16 protein-coding genes are annotated in these 18,138 nt (G+C 67.3%); 4 read left to right on the top strand and 12 right to left on the bottom strand.

All coding sequences use genetic code 11. From position 1 onward, the window contains the following. Positions 1 to 34: 34 nt before the first annotated feature. The 4 genes from BME24068_RS15035 to BME24068_RS15020 are packed head-to-tail and all read right to left on the bottom strand — an operon-like array spanning position 35 to position 4,093. Positions 35 to 1,672, bottom strand: coding sequence for a type IV pilus secretin PilQ (locus tag BME24068_RS15035; protein WP_174926532.1), 1,638 nt, complete (start codon positions 1,670 to 1,672; stop codon positions 35 to 37). Continuing rightward, positions 1,669 to 2,541: a pilus assembly protein gene (locus BME24068_RS15030; protein WP_174926531.1), complete on the bottom strand. Its 873-nt coding sequence runs from the start codon at positions 2,539 to 2,541 to the stop codon at positions 1,669 to 1,671. Before BME24068_RS15030 ends, BME24068_RS15035 begins: the two co-directional genes overlap by 4 nt. Next, positions 2,538 to 3,173: a fimbrial protein gene (locus tag BME24068_RS15025; protein ID WP_174926530.1), complete on the bottom strand. Its 636-nt coding sequence runs from the start codon at positions 3,171 to 3,173 to the stop codon at positions 2,538 to 2,540. Before BME24068_RS15025 ends, BME24068_RS15030 begins: the two co-directional genes overlap by 4 nt. Next, positions 3,170 to 4,093, bottom strand: coding sequence for a type IV pilus biogenesis protein PilM (locus BME24068_RS15020; RefSeq protein WP_174926529.1), 924 nt, complete (start codon positions 4,091 to 4,093; stop codon positions 3,170 to 3,172). The genes BME24068_RS15025 and BME24068_RS15020 overlap by 4 nt, the downstream gene beginning before the upstream one ends. 226 nt (positions 4,094 to 4,319) lie before the next feature. Here BME24068_RS15020 and BME24068_RS15015 point away from each other — a divergent pair, with 226 nt between their 5' ends. Further along, positions 4,320 to 6,707: a penicillin-binding protein 1A gene (locus BME24068_RS15015; protein ID WP_096504180.1), complete on the top strand. Its 2,388-nt coding sequence runs from the start codon at positions 4,320 to 4,322 to the stop codon at positions 6,705 to 6,707. 97 nt (positions 6,708 to 6,804) lie between these two features. Here the strand turns inward: BME24068_RS15015 and cyaY are convergent, their stop codons facing one another. Further along, positions 6,805 to 7,131, bottom strand: a complete 327-nt coding sequence (gene cyaY, locus BME24068_RS15010) for an iron donor protein CyaY (RefSeq protein ID WP_096504178.1) — start codon at positions 7,129 to 7,131, stop codon at positions 6,805 to 6,807. A 36-nt stretch (positions 7,132 to 7,167) separates the two neighbouring features. On the opposite strand from cyaY, the gene lptM reads away from it, so the two are divergent. Next, positions 7,168 to 7,449 (top strand): LPS translocon maturation chaperone LptM, encoded by a 282-nt coding sequence (gene lptM, locus BME24068_RS15005; RefSeq protein ID WP_096504176.1) that lies wholly within the window; start codon positions 7,168 to 7,170, stop codon positions 7,447 to 7,449. A gap of 84 nt (positions 7,450 to 7,533) precedes the next feature. Here lptM and msrQ read toward each other — a convergent pair whose 3' ends face one another. The 5 genes from msrQ to BME24068_RS14980 all read right to left on the bottom strand — a co-directional run bounded on the left by msrQ (position 7,534) and on the right by BME24068_RS14980 (position 13,677). Continuing rightward, a complete protein-coding gene (gene msrQ, locus BME24068_RS15000; protein ID WP_174926528.1) occupies positions 7,534 to 8,232 on the bottom strand; it encodes a protein-methionine-sulfoxide reductase heme-binding subunit MsrQ in 699 nt (232 codons plus the stop codon). Positions 8,233 to 8,252: 20 nt separating this feature from the next. After that, positions 8,253 to 9,248 (bottom strand): protein-methionine-sulfoxide reductase catalytic subunit MsrP, encoded by a 996-nt coding sequence (gene msrP / locus BME24068_RS14995; protein WP_096504172.1) that lies wholly within the window; start codon positions 9,246 to 9,248, stop codon positions 8,253 to 8,255. Positions 9,249 to 9,406: 158 nt separating this feature from the next. Further along, on the bottom strand, positions 9,407 to 10,597 hold the full coding sequence (gene ccsB, locus BME24068_RS14990; protein ID WP_174926527.1) for a c-type cytochrome biogenesis protein CcsB: 1,191 nt from the start codon (positions 10,595 to 10,597) through the stop codon (positions 9,407 to 9,409). Between the two features lie 4 nt (positions 10,598 to 10,601). Further along, positions 10,602 to 12,818, bottom strand: coding sequence for a cytochrome c biogenesis protein ResB (locus BME24068_RS14985; protein WP_174926526.1), 2,217 nt, complete (start codon positions 12,816 to 12,818; stop codon positions 10,602 to 10,604). Positions 12,819 to 13,023: 205 nt separating this feature from the next. Further along, positions 13,024 to 13,677 (bottom strand): c-type cytochrome, encoded by a 654-nt coding sequence (locus BME24068_RS14980; RefSeq protein WP_096504166.1) that lies wholly within the window; start codon positions 13,675 to 13,677, stop codon positions 13,024 to 13,026. Between the two features lie 215 nt (positions 13,678 to 13,892). Here BME24068_RS14980 and yihA point away from each other — a divergent pair, with 215 nt between their 5' ends. Both yihA and hemB read left to right on the top strand, forming a co-directional pair. Beyond that, complete coding sequence (yihA, locus tag BME24068_RS14975; RefSeq protein WP_096504164.1) at positions 13,893 to 14,552, top strand: ribosome biogenesis GTP-binding protein YihA/YsxC; 660 nt, start codon at positions 13,893 to 13,895, stop codon at positions 14,550 to 14,552. 253 nt (positions 14,553 to 14,805) lie between these two features. Beyond that, a complete protein-coding gene (hemB, locus tag BME24068_RS14970) occupies positions 14,806 to 15,804 on the top strand; it encodes a porphobilinogen synthase (RefSeq protein ID WP_096504162.1) in 999 nt (332 codons plus the stop codon). A 118-nt stretch (positions 15,805 to 15,922) separates the two neighbouring features. Here hemB and dsbD read toward each other — a convergent pair whose 3' ends face one another. Together dsbD and cutA are read right to left on the bottom strand one after the other, a co-directional pair. Further along, positions 15,923 to 17,770: a protein-disulfide reductase DsbD gene (gene dsbD / locus BME24068_RS14965; protein ID WP_174926525.1), complete on the bottom strand. Its 1,848-nt coding sequence runs from the start codon at positions 17,768 to 17,770 to the stop codon at positions 15,923 to 15,925. Further along, positions 17,763 to 18,089, bottom strand: a complete 327-nt coding sequence (gene cutA / locus BME24068_RS14960) for a divalent-cation tolerance protein CutA (RefSeq protein WP_096504158.1) — start codon at positions 18,087 to 18,089, stop codon at positions 17,763 to 17,765. Before cutA ends, dsbD begins: the two co-directional genes overlap by 8 nt. Positions 18,090 to 18,138: the final 49 nt, after the last annotated feature.

Below are 18,138 nucleotides of genomic sequence, written 5' to 3'. Positions count from 1 at the left end.
CCTCTGCTTGAATCTTGCTGGTGTGTGGCGCAGCTTACTGGCAAAGCGGCTGCCTTGTCGAGCCTGCTCCGCCGCCTTCCGGCCCCGATTTTTCCGCATCCGCGCCACCTGCGCCGGCCGTCTCGCAACGCGCGCCCACGACCGTCGGCGTGATGAAGACGACCAGTTCGTTGCGCTGGTCGCGCCGTGCGCGATGCCGGAAAAGCGCGCCCAGTACCGGTATTTTGCCCAAGAGCGGCACGCGCGTCACATCGTCCCGGTTCAACTGCTCGTAAATCCCGCCGATCGCGACCGTCCCGCCGTCCTCGACCTCGACGCGCGTCTGCACGTGCTTGGTATGAATGGCCGGCCCGGCCGCCGTCGGCTCGCCGATGCTGTCCTTCGTCACGTCCAGATCAAGCACGACGCGCCCGTCCGGCGTGATCTGCGGCTCGACCTCGAGCTTCAGCGTCGCGCGGCGGAACTGCACGCCGCTCACGCCGTTGCCCACCTTAGCCTGATACGGCAGCTCCGAGCCCTGCTCGACGATCGCCTTCACGCGGTCGGCCGTGACCACGCGCGGCCCGGAGACGATCTGGCCCCGCCCTTGCGCCTCGAGCGCGCTCAGCTCGACGTCGAGTACACGGCTGAGCGGCGCGGCGAACAGCGTGAAACCGGCCGTCGCCGCCTCGAAGCCGCCCAGCGGCCGCGCGGCAAGATCGAATGCATTGCGCGCATCCGCCGCGAACGCTGCACCGTCGGCCGCGGGCGACCGCCCCTGCGCGCGCAATGCGACGCGTGCGCCGAGGTTGCGCGAGAAACCCTGCTCGCCCTCGACGATACGCGCCTCGATCCGGACCTGCCGCGACGGCCGGTCGATCGCGTCGATCAGGCCCGCGATCTGCGCGATGCGCGGCGCGAGATCGGTGACGAACAGCAGGTTCGTGCGCGGATCGGCCGCCGCCGCGCCGCGTTTCGACAGCAGGCGCTGGCCGGTCGCACCGGCGAGCAGCCGCTGTACGTCCTGCGCACGCGGATAGTGCAACGCGAAGGTCCGGCTCGCGAGCGGCTCCAGTTCGGCCGCCCGCGCGTGCATTTCGAAGCGCTCGCGCTCCCGCGCGGCCAGCTCGGCCGCCGGCGTAACCCAGATCACGTTGCCGCGCCGGGACATCGCGAGGCCGTGCGTGTCGAGCAACGTATCGAATGCATCGCGCCAGCGGACATTGTTCAGACGTAACGTCACGCTACCGCGCACCTGCTCGCCGACGATGATGTTCAGTCCGGTGAACCGCGCGAGCGCATCGAATGCGGCCGCGAGCCCGGCACCCTGCAGGTTCAGCGAGATCCGGCGCGCATCGTCGGCATCGCCGGGATGCCGTGCCGCGGCATCGCTCATGCGCACCGGCGGCGGCAATGGAATCGGCGGCCCCTCCAGCAGCGGTGCCGGCACGACGGGTTCTGCCTGAGCCGCCGCGCGCACCGCGTCGCTGAACGGCGGCCGGTCAGCCTGCACGGAAGCGGCGTCGGCCTCGCCGCCGGGCACACCGCCTGCCGGCAGCGGCGCGCCCTCGGCCTGCGCATGCATCGATGCAAGCGGCCACCCGGGCGGCGGCAGAGGCGGCAACGCCGCACGCGCCGCCGTCGCGCTCGCCCCGATCCAGAATACGATCGACCACCATCGGTATTTCGTCATGGGCGGCCTCCGTCGCCGACGACGAACCGGCGCGCGCCATCGGCCGTCGCAAGCGTCACGGCACCGGCATCGACATGCATCACACGGGACGCCCCGAGCGCTTCACCCGGCGCGACGGCCACGAACGCGCCGTCGCCGGCGTCGAACAGCGCGAGGCCGGCCCGCATGTCGCGAATCGTGCCGGCCAGGCGCGGCTCTTGATCGTCAACCGCCGTGGACTGGCCGGCGCCGCCGAACGGATCGTCGCCCGGCCCACCGGCGGCAAGCACGCGCGCCGCCTCGTCCCCGGCACCGCCCCCGGCCAGCGCCGGAAACACGTCGACGGACATGTCGATCCTCAGGCCCGGCGGTTTTCGCTCGATCTGCAGCACCGACGGCACTGCCAGCGCAGAGAAGCTCGCCAGCCCGCCAACCATGCGCAGCAGCGCCGGGAAACCGCCGTCCGCGACGATGCGCACCGCGCGCCGCCCATCCGGCGCCGCGCCGTCCGTGCGCCGCGGCTCGATCGACACGACCCGTAACCCGCTCGCGCCGGCGAGATCGGCAAGTTCCAGCATCAGTACGGGCCACGCAGGCGTGCGCGCGACGCGAGCGCTCCGCCCGGCCGCCGGACGGGTATCGCCCGGCTGCGCCGCGGCCGCGAGCACGCGCTGCGCATCGGCGGCGCGCGTCTGCGCGGCTGCCAGCAACGCGCGACTGTGCGCGAGCCCGCTCCAGTCGGCGGTATCGGCAAGACGAATGCCGCCCGCCATCACAGCCGCGCAAGCAAGCACGCAGCCCACGGCGTGCGCCGTGCCCGGCCGCACGCGCCGCGTATGCCCGAACCAGCCGGCGCCTCCCGGCCTGGACCGATGCGCGATCGCCGTCATGCGCCGCCTCCCGCTGCTTTCCGCCGAGGCTCGCCGTCCTGCCAGCGCACCTGCACGGAGAACCGGAACGGCATGCCGGCAGCCGCGGCCGGCAAGGCCGAAGCCGAGGTCAGTTCGCCGATGTCGATTCGCCCGTTGCGCTCGTCGGTTGCGATCCGGGCGAGCCATCGCGCGGCCGCCCGGTAACTTACGGCGCGCGCATCGAGCACGGCGCCGGACGAGGTCGTGCGCACCGCGTCGAGCCGGACGGTATCGTCGCGAACCTGCGCGAGCGTCGCGAGCAGCCCGGCAACACGCCGGTAAGGCGCCGCGAGCACGGCCGCCCGCGCATCGCGTTGCGCGAGTTCTGCGGCCGCCCCGGCGGCGCGCTTTGCGGCATCCACCTGCGGCTGCCATTGCCGCGCGCGCGCGTCCACGCTCGCGCGCTCGGCATCGACGCGCGATCGCCACGCTGCTGCCGCCCCCGTCCACAGCACGGCCCCGAGTATGCCGAGCACGATCGCCGCCCCGCACTGCGCGGCCCGGCGACGGCGCAGCGCCTGCGCCAGCCGCTCACGGTACGGCAGCAGATTGAAGCCGCCGAGCGCGGCAGGGCCAGCCGCGGGCCGCCCGAATACCGGATCGGCGATCATTCCCACACCCCGCGCAGCGCCAGCCCCACCGCAACGGCAAACGCCGGACCGCCCGACGCGCCGGCGGGTTCGGCCGGCAGCCCGCCCCAGCCGGTGCAATCGAACGGCACGGCGGCCGCGCCGAGCGCATCGCCGATGTCCGCCACGGACGTCTGAAAACGGGCGATACACCGCTCGTCGCCGGCCACGAGCACGCCGCGCACCGGCTCGAGCGCGCATTGGCGCAATGCATTGAAGAACGCCCTGCGCCCTTCGCCGGACACCGCGAGCACCGGCGCGGCGAGCTCGCCGTCGACCCGCCAGCCATGCACACCCGCGTCGCAGAACCAGAACGCCGCATAAGGGCCGTGCGCATCGAGCTCGAACTGCGCGGCATAGCGCAACCCGCGCAATGCCGCGGCCGACTCGGCGTCGACGGCCGTCAGGTCGACGCCAGCCTGCGCGGCCACGTCGATGCGCCGCTCCAGCAACGCCTGCGGAGCGACGGCGACCGCGATCTCGCCGGCGTGCGCGCCGCCGTCCTGCCGCCAGTCGAATGCGAAGCTGTCCGGTGCCAGCCCCGAGATGCGTTCGGCCGCCTGCCGCGCGGCGTCCGCGACGTCGTCGCGCCCGGCCAGGTCGAGCGTCACGGTCCGCATCTCGTCGTCGCGCAGCGCCATCACGCCGCGCGTATCGCAGCGCACACCGGCCGCCGACAGCCGCGCCACGGCCGCGGCCAACGCGCGCGACACCGCGGCCCAGCGCGCATCGTCCGGCCCGCCCGCCAACCCCACCGGCTCCCGTTCGAGCCCTTCGACACGCACATTCGCGACCCGGCCGAGCCGGCTCAGCACGGCCACCCTCACCTCGTCCGCCCCGACGTCGATTCCCGTCGAACGGTGTCTGCCCGGCGCGTAACGCGCCACCCATCGTCCCGCCATCCCAGCCTCCCGCGATCGTTGCGGCCCATGCCGCGTTTCCGAGGCCTGATTCTGCAAAGCGGCGCGCTGCCCGGACAGTCGGCCGGATGGCCAGCCCCGGCTCGGAGCGGCCGCGCAGACGCCATACTGTCCGCACGGCGACCCGCGGCTTTCCGTCGGGAGCCCCCCGCGTCAGGGCCGGTCATACCGGGCAGCTATAATCGCGGGACTGTTTTCCGGTATGCCTATGCAATCCACGTCTCCTACGTCCCCGCCTCCCGCCCCGGAGCCGAAGAAACGGCCCTGGTGGCAGAAGGCTCTGCTCGGCCTCGTCGCAATGTGCGTGGCGCTCGTCGTGGCCGGCGGCCTCGTGCTCGGCTATGCGCTCGTCGTCGCATGGCCGAACATGCCGTCGCTCGACGCGCTGACCGACTATCGTCCGAAGGTTCCGCTACGCATCTATACGTCCGATCACGTGCTAATCGGCGAATTCGGCGAAGAACGCCGCGACATCGTCCATTTCAAGGACGTGCCCGACTCGCTCAAGAAGGCGATCCTCGCGATCGAGGACGCGCGCTTCTACGATCACGGCGGCGTCGACCTCACCGGGATCGTCCGCGCCGGCGTCGTCGCGCTGACGAACGGCCACGCGTCGCAGGGCGCGAGCACGATCACGATGCAGGTCGCGCGCAACTTCTTCCTGTCGAGCGAAAAGACCTACACGCGCAAGATCTACGAGATGCTGCTCGCGTACCGGATCGAGCGTGCGCTGACGAAGGATCAGATTCTCGAGGTCTACATGAATCAGATCTATCTCGGCCAGCGCGCGTACGGCTTCGCGAGCGCCGCGCGGGTCTACTTCGGCAAGGACCTGAAGGACATCACGCTCGCGGAAGCCGCCATGCTCGCCGGGCTGCCGAAGGCGCCGTCCGCGTATAACCCGGTCGTCAATCCGAAGCGTGCGAAGGTGCGCCAGGAGTACATCCTGCAGCGCATGCTCGAGCTGAACTTCATCACGCGCGAGCAGTACGACGAAGCCGTCGCGCAGCCGCTGGTCGTCAAGGGCGCGGGCCGCGAATTCAGCGTGCACGCGGAGTACGTCGCGGAAATGGTCCGGCAGATGATGTACGCGCAGTACCGCGAGGAAACCTACACGCGCGGCTTCAACGTCGTCACGACGATCGATTCGGCCGACCAGCAGGTGGCGTACACCGCGCTGCGCAAGGGCATCATGGATTACGAGCGCCGCCACGGCTATCGCGGGCCGGAAGGCTTCATCCAGCTCCCGGCCGACGCGGACGACCGCGAGCAGGCGATCGACGATGCGCTGCTCGAACACCCCGACAACGGCGAACTGATCGCGGCGGTCGTGACCGCGGCAACCCCGCGCCAGATCACGGTCGCCTTCATCGACGGCAGCAGCGCGACGGTCGAAGGCGACAACCTGCGCTTCGCATCGAGCGCGCTGTCGGCCAATGCGCAGCCGAACCGCCGCATCCGCCCGGGCGCGATCGTCCGTGTCGTGAAGAACGATGCCGGCAAGTGGTCGATCACGCAGTTGCCGCAGGTCGAAGGCGCATTCATCTCGATCGTGCCGCAGGACGGCGCGATCCGCTCGCTCGTCGGCGGCTTCGACTACAACAAGAACAAGTTCAACCACGTCACGCAGGCGTGGCGGCAGCCGGGTTCGTCGTTCAAGCCGTTCATCTACTCGGCGTCGCTCGACAAGGGCCTCGGGCCGGCAACGATCATCAACGACGGCCCGCTGTACTTCAGTGCCGCGGAAACCGGCGGCCAGCCGTGGGAACCGAAGAACTACGGCGGCGGCTTCGAGGGCCCGATGTCGATGCGCACCGCGCTGCAGCGCTCGCGCAACCTCGTGTCGATCCGGATCCTGAACCACATCGGCACGAAGTACGCGCAGCAGTACATCACGCGCTTCGGCTTCGATGCCGATCGCCATCCGGCCTACCTGCCGATGGCGCTCGGCGCGGGCCAGGTCACGCCGCTGCAGATGGCCGGCGCGTACTCGGTGTTCGCGAACGGCGGCTATCGCGTCAATCCGTACCTGATCGCCGAAGTCACCGATCCGAACGGCGCGATCGTCGTGCGCGCGCAGCCGCTCGTCGCCGAGGAAAACGCGCCGCGCGCGATCGACGCGCGCAACGCGTACGTGATGAACAGCCTGCTGCAGAGCGTCGCGCAGCGCGGCACGGGCGCGCGGACCAACGTGCTGAAGCGCGGCGACCTCGCGGGCAAAACCGGCACGACGAACGACTCGCACGACGCGTGGTTCGCCGGCTACCAGCACACGCTCGCCGCGATCGCGTGGATCGGCTACGACAATCCGCGCAGCCTCGGCGATCGCGAAACCGGCGGCGGCCTGTCGCTGCCGGTCTGGATCGACTACATGGGCGCCGCGCTCAAGGGCGTGCCGGAGTTCAAGCCGACGATGCCGGACGACGTCCAGTCGCTCGGCGGCGAGTTGTACTTCACCGAGTTCACGCCGGGGCACGGCTTCGTATCGACGGTCGGCGTGCCGCAAGCGCCGGCGGCGCAGAACACCGACGATTCGGTGCCGCACGTCGACGAACAGGAAAAGCAGGACATCATGAACCTGTTCCGCGGCCACTGACGCAGCGGCCCGCGCATGAAAAAAGCGCCCCGAGGGGCGCTTTTTCTTTGGTACGACGTTTCGGGCCCGACTTGCGGACACCGATGGCCGTCGATCGTTACGCGCTGAACGTGATCGGCAGGCCGGCCTGCTGCGTCGCGTATTCGGTGAGCGCCGAGAAGAACTCGGTGCTGGTGCGCGTATCGCGCCATTCGCCGTCCAGGAAGCGGTAATGGAAACCGCCCGCCTTCGCGGCGATCCACACTTCCTTCATCGGCGGCTGCAGGTTGATGATGATCTTCGAGCCGTTCTCGAACGTCAGCGTCAGGACGCTGCCGTTGCGCTCGAGATCGATGTCGTGGTCGCCGTCGTTCGCGGCGTCGACGGTACGCTCGACGGCCGCCAGCACGGCCTCGGCACGGGTCAGGTAATCAGTATCGGACATGCTAAACTCTATCGGTTCAATTGTTCAGGGACGATCATGCGAGTCGTTTTCCGGATGAGCGCGATTGTAGCGGCTTTGGCGATTCTTGCCGGCTGCGGTCAAAGCGGCGCGCTCTATCTGCCCACCGTGCCTCCGTTGCCGGCAAAGCCCATCCAGCAGCAGGATACGCCGCCGTCGGATGTCACCCCGACCGATGAAAACGCGTCGTCCGACAGTATTCCCGATTCTTCGGGCACGCCGCTCACGCTGTCGCCCGAGCTGTCGAGCGGCGCATCGAAAGCCGCCGCGCCGGCATCCGGCCCGGCCGCCACGCAATAATCCCGCGCCGCCGCTCACGCGGCTTCGCGACGCGAAGGCGATGACTTCCCGGTCATCGCCTTTCGTTTTTTCAGGCCGGCATCGTCACACGCGGATGCGCCGCCATCCCCACGCGAGCAACCGCCAGCCGAGCAGCGCCGCGACGATCGCTGCATAGAGCTTCGGCTGCGCGAGATCGTGCTTGCCGGCCCTCATCCACCAGAAGTGCAGCACGCCGAACAGCGCGATCGCATAGATCGCGCGATGCAGCGTCGCCCAGTGGCGGCCGAGCCGACGCACCATCGCGCGCGGCGACGTCGCCGCGAGCGGAATCAGCAGCACGAACGCGGCAAAGCCGACCGTGATGAACGGGCGCTTGCCGACGTCCTTCAGGATCGCGACGACGTCGAACCACTTGTCGAACCACAGATACGTCGTGAAATGCAGCACCGCGTAGAAGAACGCGAACAGGCCGATCATCCGGCGAAAGCGCAGCAACGCGGGAACGCCCGTCACGCGGCGAAGCGGTGTGACGGCGAGCGTGATGCACAGCATGACCAGCGTCCACAGGCCCGTCGAGCGCGTGATGAATTCGATCGGGTTCGCGCCGAGCCGGTCGGTCAGCCCGAACAGCACGAGACGCGCGAGCGGATAGAGGCCGGCGGCGAATACCAGCACCTTGGCCGGCACGAGCCAGCGCGGCACGGTCGTGCGCGCCGGACCCGCCGCGCCCGCCCGGGAAGTGCCTGCGGCGGCCGCGCGCGTACCGGCTGCGCGCGCCGGCGTCAGCGTCGAAGGAGGCATGTCGTTTCTCGCCATCGCGCTCAGAAGTTCTTCTTCAGGTCCATGCCCTGATACATCGACGCGACGAGGTCGCCGTAGCCATTGAACATCAGCGTCTTGCGCTTCGGCGTGAAGAAGCCGTCCTCGCCGATCCGCCGCTCGGTCGCCTGGCTCCAGCGCGGGTGATCGACGTTCGGATTCACGTTCGAATAAAAGCCGTATTCGTTCGACGCATACGTGTTCCAGCTCGTCTTCGGCTGCTTGTCGACGAAGCGGATCTTCACGAGCGACTTCGCGCTCTTGAAGCCGTACTTCCACGGCACGACGATCCGCACCGGCGCACCGTTCTGGTTCGGCAACACCTGGCCATAGACGCCCATCGTCAGCAGCGTCAGCGGATTCATCGCCTCGTCCATCCGCAGCCCTTCCGAGTACGGCCAGTCGAGCACCGGCGTCGACAGGCCCGGCATCTGCGACGGGTCGGCCAGCGTGACGAACTGTACGTATTTCGCGCTGCCGGTCGGCTGCACGCGCTTGATCAGCTCGGACAGCGGCACGCCGATCCACGGAATCACCATCGACCAGCCCTCGACACAGCGCAGCCGGTACACCCGCTCCTCGAGCGGCGCGAGCTTCAGCAGTTCGTCGAGATCGAACACCTTCGGGTGCAGCACCTCGCCCTCGACGCTCACGCGCCACGGACGCGGCCTGAGCGTGCCCGCGTTCTGCGCCGGGTCGCCCTTGTCGGTGCCGAATTCATAGAAGTTGTTGTAGGACGTGATGTCCTTGAACGGCGTTACCTTGTCCGCCGCGACGAACTTCGCGTTGGTTTTCGCCGCGAGCTTCGTCGCCCGGGCATCGGGCGACGCATAGGCGGCGAACGCCGCACCGCTGCCGCCGAGCAATCCGCCCGCGGCTGCCACGCCAGCGGCCTGCAGGACGCGCCGCCGGTTCTCGAATATCGCGCGCGGCGTAATGTCGCTTTGCGCGATATCGCTGCCGGTCAGCAGGGTGCGCAAAGGGTGTTTGATCCACATCGTACGGCTCCTCGTGCATGCGCGGCGCGCATGCTTCATGAGCGTTCGACCCGACCCATCCTGCGCCGTTCGACGCGTGGGCCGCCCACCCGTTACAAAAGAAAACCGCCGGGCACGCAGTGCGCCGGCGGTCTTTTGTCGGACCAGCGTCGGAAATCTTACAGCTTGCCGTAGCTGTGCAGCCCGGACAGGAACATGTTGACGCCGAGGAACGCGAACGTCGTCACGAGCAGGCCCGTGAGCGCCCACCATGCGGCGACCGTGCCACGCAGGCCCTTCATCAGGCGCATGTGCAGCCATGCCGCGTAATTGAGCCACACGATCAGCGCCCAGGTTTCCTTCGGATCCCAGCTCCAGTAGCCGCCCCATGCTTCGGCGGCCCACAGCGCGCCGAGGATCGTCGCGATCGTGAAGAACGCGAAACCGACCGCGATCGACTTGTACATCACGTCGTCGAGCACCTCGAGCGTCGGCAGACGATCGGCGAGCACGCCACGCTCCTTCATCAGGTACGCGACCGACACCATCGCCGACAGCGCGAAGCTGCCGTAGCCGATGAAGTTCGCCGGCACGTGGATCTTCATCCACCAGCTCTGCAGCGCCGGCACGAGCGGCTGGATCTGCTGCGCGTCGCGCGCGACCGAGTACCACATCAGGAAGCCGACGGCGGCGCTGATGACCAGCAGCACGAACGCACCCAGCGCACGCGTGCCGTAGTGGCCTTCGTAGTACAGATACAGCAGCGCGGTGATCAGGCTGAACAGCACGAACACTTCATACAGGTTCGACACCGGGATGTGCCCGACGTCGGCGCCGATCAGGTAGGACTCGTACCAGCGCACCATCAGCCCGGTGAAGCCCATCAGCACCGCGACCCACGTGAGCTTCTGGCCGATTGCCGAACCCGACTCCGAGCGCGCGAGCAAGCCGATCCAGTAGAAGATCGTCGCGAGCACGAACAGCGCGCTCATCCACAGGATCGCCGACTGGCTCGACAGGAAGTACTTGAGGAAGAACGCCGAATCGGCGCGCGTGAGGTCGCCCTGGTAGATCTGGATCGACAGCAGCGACAGCACGGCGATCGACGCCATCAGCAGCCGCGCGGGCTTCCAGCGCCAGCCGAGCACGACAAGCGCCGGCACGGTGCCGATCATCACCGCCTTGTCGTAGTAATTCATGTGCTCGTTGTAGTGCACGAACGCATAGCCCGCGCCCACCACGAGTGCCAGAGCGAACAGCCAGTCGACCAGCGACAGGCGGGCGAGAAACGGGCGGTCGTCGAACAACGGCGCCGAAATCGGGGCCTGGGCGGGCCCCGAACGGGAAGCGGAGACTTGAGTGAGATCCATGATGTTACCGGGTGGAATTCTCGGAAGCGGAACCGTCGCCGGCGGGCGGACGGGCAGTCGCGGCCGCACCGGCGGGCGCGGCGTCGCGGGGTGCGGCGCGCAAGGCGACACCGGCCGCGTCGCGCGTCTGCACGAATTCTTTCTCGAAATCGAAGGTCTTGCGGGCCGTCGACATCGCCATCACCACATCGACGCCGGAGCCGCCATCCTTGAGCCAGAACCAGAGGCGCCGCTCGCGCACGTAGAACATCGAGAAGATGCCGGCGACCAACAGCAGGCTGCCAAGATACACCAGATTCTTGCCCGGTGCGCGCGTCAACTGAAATACCGAAGCTTGCACCTGCTTGAATGAGTCAAGCTGCAAATAGACCGGCGATCCATACAAAAAGCTGTCGGATAGTGCATTGATCGCGTTCTGCACGAAGCGCACCGTGTCGTTGCCCTGCTGCGCGGGCGGCTCGCCGGCACGCTCGCGGGCGATCTGCCAGACTTCCCACATCGAGCCCTCGAGCATGCGCAACAGCAGGCTCGCGGCCTTTTCCTGCTCGGCCTTCGGCACCGAACGGTCGATGAACGTGGCGACCGCCTGGAAGCCGCCGATCGGCTGGCCGTCGGCGCCGCGGCCGACGCTGTCGTCGCTTGCAGCAAAAAGGGTCAGCACCTTCGATGCGCTGTCCTGCAGGCGGGTGCGCAGCGATGCGTCGGTGCCCGGCAGCGAACGCTGCGCGAAGCGCGCGGCGGCTTCGGCGCGCACGGCCGGATCCTCGAGCGCGGCGCGCAGGCGCATCCACTCGCCGATCGAATCCTTGCTGTCGGCCGGAATGCGCATGTAACGGAACGGATCGTTCGGGCTCGCGCGCACACCGGCGAGGAACACGCGCGCACCGCCCATGTCGACGGGCAGCATGTAGTTGTTGAACTCGCGCGCCTGGCCGTCCTTGCCGCGAATCTTGTACTGCACCGACGGGCCGATGTTGTGGAGCTGCATCGGTTTCGACGTCTTCGCGCCCGAGCCGAGCCGGTCGTCGAACACTTCCTTCAGCGTCTCCGTCTTCGCGACGCCGCGCACGTCCGGCTTGCCGCTCGCGTCGGCCATGTTCTCGACGTTGATCGCGCGGAAGTCGGAGAACTCGATCGTGTCGCCGTCGTTGCCCGGCATCTGCAGCGGGGCCGAACTACCGATCGTGCCCTTCACCGCGAACGTCTTCGCGTTGTCGCCCGTCATCGGGTAGGCCGTCATCTGCATCTGCGAGCCGCCGTCCTGGAAGCTCGACTGGTAGATCGACACGCCCTTGTATGTGAACGGCTTGTTGACCTCCACGCGCGCCGGGATCTTCTTGCCCGTCTCGCGATCGATCACGACGATATCGCTCGCGAAGAGCTTCGGCATCCCGGTCGTGTAGTAGTCGACGATGAACTTGTTGAGCTGGATCGAGAACGGCAGGTCCTGGATCAGCGATCCGTTCGGCTGGTTCAGGATCGCGGTCGACACGAACTGCCCTTCGGGCACCCACGCGTAACCGCGGAACGTCGGGTTCGACGTGGACAGACGATGGTCGGCCGAGATATCGCTGATCGTCGCGCTGGTGTTGACGGGGCTCTTGCCGAACATCCACATCTGGAATTTGATCGGCAGGTTGCTGTCGAGCAGGCCGCCGATACAGATCACGATGATTGCCAGGTGCGCGGAGATATAGCCCCATTTCGTCAGCGCGCCGCGCTTCGCGGAGATCAGCGTCGCGCCGTCGGTTTCGCGCACGACGTGCTTGTAGCCGGCCTTGGTGACGAACGCGGCGAGCGTGGCCGCCACGGTCGCACGCGTGCCGGACGTGGTGTATTCGGCCTTGTGATGGAACGCGCGCAGGCTGCCTTCACGGACCTTGTCCTTCCAGCTCTTCGCGTCGGCGAGCATCTTCGGCGCGTTGCGGATCACGCACAGCGAGATCGACGTGACGAGGAAGATCAGGATCAGCATGAACCACCACGCGCTGTACACGTTGTACAGGCCCAGCGAGCGGAAGATGTCCGCCCAGAATGGCCCGAACTGGTTCACGTAGTTCGGATACGGGTCGTCCTGGGTCAGGACCGTGCCGATGATGCTGGCAATCGACAACACCACCAGCAGCGCGATCGCGAAACGCATCGAGCTCACCAGCTCGACCGCGCGCTTGGACGCACCCTGACCCGACTTCGACTGCAACCCCGACGTGGTAACGCTCATTCAAACTCCGACTAAGGGGAAACAGCCCCCAACGCTCACTATGTTCGCTGCCCCCGAGGGGGCGGTCAGCACTCTTGGGGCGGCCCGGCGAGTGCCGACAACAAAAAAGGGCAAGGCAGCCGCAAGCCCGCGGCGCCCCACCCTTTTCTTGTTCTGACTCCGGCCGCCCTACGGGCACCCGGTCATTCCATTCGCGACGGTCCGTTCAATGCAGGCCGGCGATGTAATCCGCAACGGCCTTGATCTCGGTGTCCGACAGACGCGACGTGATCTGGTGCATCGCTTCGTTGTTGTTGCGCGCGCCGGCACCCTGCTGGAACGCGGTCAACTGGGCAACGGTGTAATCCGCCCATTGCCCCGACAGACGCGGGTACTGGACCGGAATCCCCTGCCCCGTCGGCCCGTGGCAGCTCGCGCAGGCGGGCACGCCCTTTTCCGCGATGCCGCCGCGGTAAATCTTCTGGCCGATCGGCACGGTCGCCGCATCGCGTGCGGCACCGACCTTCATCGTCTGCGACCCGTAATACGCGGCAACGTTGCGCATGTCGGCCGCGCTCAATGCGCTCGCGAACCCGACCATCACCGCGTTGGTCCGCGCCGGCCCCTTCGCGCCCGGCTGGGTCTTGAAGTCGTTCAGCTGCTTGACCAGATATTCGGGATGCTGGCCGGCGAGCTTCGGGAAACTGCCCGACGCGCTATTGCCGTCGGCGCCGTGACACGACGCACAGACCTGCCCGGCAATCGCCTTGCCGCGGTCCAGATCCGGCTTTGCCGCATCCGCCGCTTTTGCCTCCGCCACGAAACCTACGAACCCTGCTGCAACCTGAAGCACCATCAGAGACTTGCACAGTCGATTCATTCGCACACCCTGTTTCGTCTTGTGGGAATTAGAGGTTCTGCAAAAAACGACGTCGACCAGTCTACCGCAGAAGCTGCATAAAAGCGCGAGGCAGGCGCCCGCAGCCCTTCGGCAAAACCGGCGTATTGTACAATATCGCGCTGAAAGCTCCCGCGCCTATCGGGGCTACCCCGCCTCCACCAAGCGGCTCGCGCCGCCCGTCCCACCGGTTCCCCATGGCCTTTTTGCTCCATCAAGCCCGCTTCTACACGACCGTCAACCATCTGCGCGATCTGCCGCCGACGGTGCAACCGGAAATCGCATTCGCCGGCCGCTCGAATGCCGGCAAATCGACGGCGATCAACGTGCTGTGCAACCAGAAGCGGCTCGCGTTCGCGTCGAAGACGCCCGGCCGTACGCAGCACATCAACTACTTCTCCGTCGGCCCGGCCGACGAACCCGTCGCAAACCTCGTCGACCTGCCCGGCTACGGCTACGCGGAAGTACCGGGGGCCGCGAAGGCCCACTGGGAAATGCTGCTGTCGTCTTATCTCGCGACCCGTTCGCAACTCTGCGGCCTGATCCTGATGATGGATTCGCGCCGTCCGCTGACCGATCTCGATCGCCGGATGATCGAGTGGTTCACGCCGACCGGCAAGCCGATCCACACGCTGCTGACGAAGTGCGACAAATTGACGCGGCAAGAGAGCATCAACGCGCTGCGAACCACGCAGAAGGGGCTCGACGCGTATCGCGACCAGGGCGTGAAGGGCAAGCTGACCGTCCAGCTGTTCTCGGCGATGAAGCGCGTCGGGCTCGACGAGGCGCACGAACTGATCGAAAGCTGGGTGCGGCCGTCCGTCGCCGACGAAAAAAGCGAGCCTGTAGCACAATGATCGGACAACGCGCGGCCGGGTTCGGCCGTGCGCACCTGACGGTGCCTGCGAATTCGGTCGGCCCATAAAAAAACCCGCCGTTGAACGGCGGGTCAAACAGCCTAATCGAATAACGACAGGCACCCGCTCAGGGAGGAGAAGCGGGGAGCAGCGCGCGACGCGTGCCGCTCGATCGCTATCATATACCAACGGTCTCGAAAATGACCTAAGGGTTCCGTAAGGTTCTTCTTGCCCTGATTTCTGCCAAATCGCCATGAGCTTCCATCCGCTTCATCGTCCGCGCCGGATGCGCCGCGACGACTTCTCCCGGCGCCTGATGCGCGAAAACCGCCTGACCACCGACGACCTGATCTACCCGGTGTTCGTCGTCGAAGGCACCAACGAACGGCAGCCCGTGCCGTCGATGCCCGGCGTCGAGCGCGTGTCGGTCGATCTGCTGATGCACGTCGCCGAGCAGTGCGTCGAACTCGGCGTGCCCGTGCTGTCGTTGTTCCCGGCCATCGAGGCGTCGCTGAAGACGCCTGACGGCCGCGAGGCAGCCAATCCGGAAGGCCTGATCCCGCGCGCCGTGCGCGAGCTGAAAAAGCGCTTCCCCGAGCTCGGCGTGCTGACCGACGTTGCGCTCGACCCGTACACGAGCCACGGCCAGGACGGCGTGCTCGACGAAAACGGCTACGTGATCAACGACGAGACGATCGAGATCCTGGTCGACCAGGCGCGTGCGCAGGCCGAGGCCGGCGTCGACATCGTCGCGCCGTCGGACATGATGGACGGCCGGATCGGCGCGGTGCGCGAAATGCTGGAAAGCGACGGCCATATCCATACGCGGATCATGGCCTATTCGGCCAAGTTCGCGTCGGCGTTCTACGGCCCGTTCCGCGATGCGGTCGGCTCGGCATCCAATCTGGGCAAGGGCAACAAGATGACCTACCAGATGGATCCGGCGAACAGCGACGAAGCGCTGCGCGAAGTGCGCCTCGACATCGACGAAGGCGCCGACATGGTGATGGTCAAGCCCGGCATGCCGTATCTCGACATCGTGCGTCGCGTGAAGGACGAGTTCCGCTTCCCGACGTACGTGTACCAGGTAAGCGGCGAATACGCGATGCTGAAGGCCGCCGCGATGAACGGCTGGCTCGACCACGACAAGGTCGTGCTCGAATCGCTGCTCGCATTCAAGCGCGCGGGCGCCGACGGCGTGCTCACGTACTTCGCGCTCGACGCCGCGCGTCTGCTGAAAGCGCAGCGCTAAGCCGCACGTCGTACCAGCGCAAAGAAAAACGGCGGAACACTTCGGTGTTCCGCCGTTTTTTATTCGTATCGATCAATCGACGGAACACAGGCCGCCGGTGCGTGCCGGCGAGCGCGCGTCACGCCGTCGGCACCGCCGCCCGATCGAGGCTGCGCAGGAATGTCTCGGCAGCCTGATAGCCGACCACGCGACCGATTTCATTGCCGCTGCGATCGAAGAAGATGATCCCCGGCGGCCCGAACAGGTTGAAGCGCTTGAGCAGCGCCTGGTCGTCCGGATTGTTCGCCGTGACGTCGGCGCGCACCAGGTGCAGCTGTCCGAGTCGCGCCTGCACACGCGCATCGGTGAACGTCAGATGCTCCATCTCCTTGCAGCTCACGCACCAGTCGGCGTAAAAATCGAGCATCACGGGCCGGTTCGACGTCTTCAGCAGCGTGTCGAGCTCCGCGCTGGAGCGCACCGATGCGAATGCCGGGCCAGCCTGTCCGGAGGCCGCACCGGCCGCCGACGCGTCGCCCGATGCGACGGTGCGCGACGCCAGCACGGCCAGCGGCTTCACGGGATCGTTCGACCCGGCAGCAAGACCGACGAGCAGCGTCGCCGCCCAGATCGCGAGCGCCGCGCCGAGCCCGCGGCCGAGACGGCGCCAGATCGATGCCGCCCCCAGATTCGGCGTGAACAGGCCAAGCGCCGCGGCAGCGACAAGCAGCCACAATGCCGAGAGCACCATCTTCAGGCCGCCTGCCAGCACGGGCCACACGATCCACAGCGCGGCTGCGAGCAGGACGATGCCGAAGAACACCTTCACGCCGTCCATCCATGCACCGGCGCGCGGCAGCACCGTCCCGGCGCCGATGCCGACGATGAGCAGCGGCACGCCGAGCCCCAGCCCCATCGCGAAAAGCGCGGCGCCGCCGAGCAGCGCGTTGCCGGTATGCGCGATGAAGGCGAGCACCGCAAACAGCGGTGCCGTCATGCAGGCGCCGACGACCAGCGCCGACAACGCGCCCATCGCAGCCACCGCGGCAAAATGACCACCCCGGCGCGCGCTCGATGCCTCCGCCGCGCCATTCTGCCAACGCGCGGGCAGCGCGATGTCCTTGCCTGAAATCAGCGACACGGCAAACGCGGTGAGCAAGAGACCGAACGTGCCGAGCACCCACGGGTTCTGCAACCACGCGCCAAGGCTCTGGCCGACCAGCGCCGCTGCAATGCCGAGCACGGTATAGACGAGCGCCATGCCGACCACGTAGGTCAGCGACAGCGCAAAACCGCGTGCGTGCGTCGCGCGCGTGCCCTGCCCGATGATGATCGCGGACACGATCGGAATCATCGGGTACGAACACGGCAGCAGGCTCAGCACGACGCCCGCGACGAAATACAGTGCGACGATCGTGAAGAAGCCGTGCCCCTCGAGCAGCGACTGCGCGAAATCGGCGCTCGTCACCTTGTCGAACCAGCTGCCCGAAGCCGTTGCGCCGTCGGCCGGCGCCGCCGCGCCCAGCGCGGCTCCATCGACTTTCACGACGTGCTCGGCGGGCGGGTAGCAGATGCCCTCGTCGGCGCACCCCTGGGACGTCACCGCGAGCTCGAACGGCCCCGTCGCCTGCTTGACGGGCACGTGAATCACGACCTCGTCGCGATACGTCTCGACTTCCTTCTGGAACGTCTGGTCGAACTTCACGTGACCGGCCGGGAATTGCGGCTCGCCGAGCGTCGCCTGCCCGCTCTTCACGGCGAACGCGAACCGCTCCCGGTACAGGTAATAGCCTTTGGCGACCTTGAAGCTGACGTCCACCTGCCCCGGCGATTCGCTCGCACTGAACTTGAACGCGACCGACGGATCGAGGAAATCGTCGGCCGCGCGCGCGACCGACAGGCCGCCCAACACGAATACGAGCGACAACAGGACTGCAAGGAACCGCAGCGCGCGCACGCGCACGGAAAGCGCCATACCGTTAAACATGAAATAGACGTTGAGTTTCGCTGGTCACCCACTGGCCGTACCCGGCCGAAGCCGTCGCCTGCCACGAAACGATTTCGGGCGTCTCGTATGGATGATGCGCGAGAATAAACCGCTCCAGTTCGAGCGAGCGCACCGGGCTCGTCTTGAACAGCAACTGGATCTCGTCGGCCGTTTCGACCTTGCCCTGCCAGTGATAGCGTGACTTGATCGTGCCGAGCTCGGACACGCACGCGGCCAGCCGCGCGCCGAGTGCGCCGTCGGCAAGCGCTGCAGCCGTCGCCGCATCGGGCACCGTCGTCAGCATCAACACCACCACCATACGCGCCCTCCAGGCTGGTTGACCGGCCTGCGGGACGGATCTTCCGTCC

The organism is Burkholderia anthina, from assembly GCF_902498995.1.
GTDB lineage: Bacteria > Pseudomonadota > Gammaproteobacteria > Burkholderiales > Burkholderiaceae > Burkholderia > Burkholderia anthina.
The sequence above is the reverse complement of the archived record's forward strand: the minus strand, read 5'-3'. Positions and strand labels throughout refer to the sequence as shown.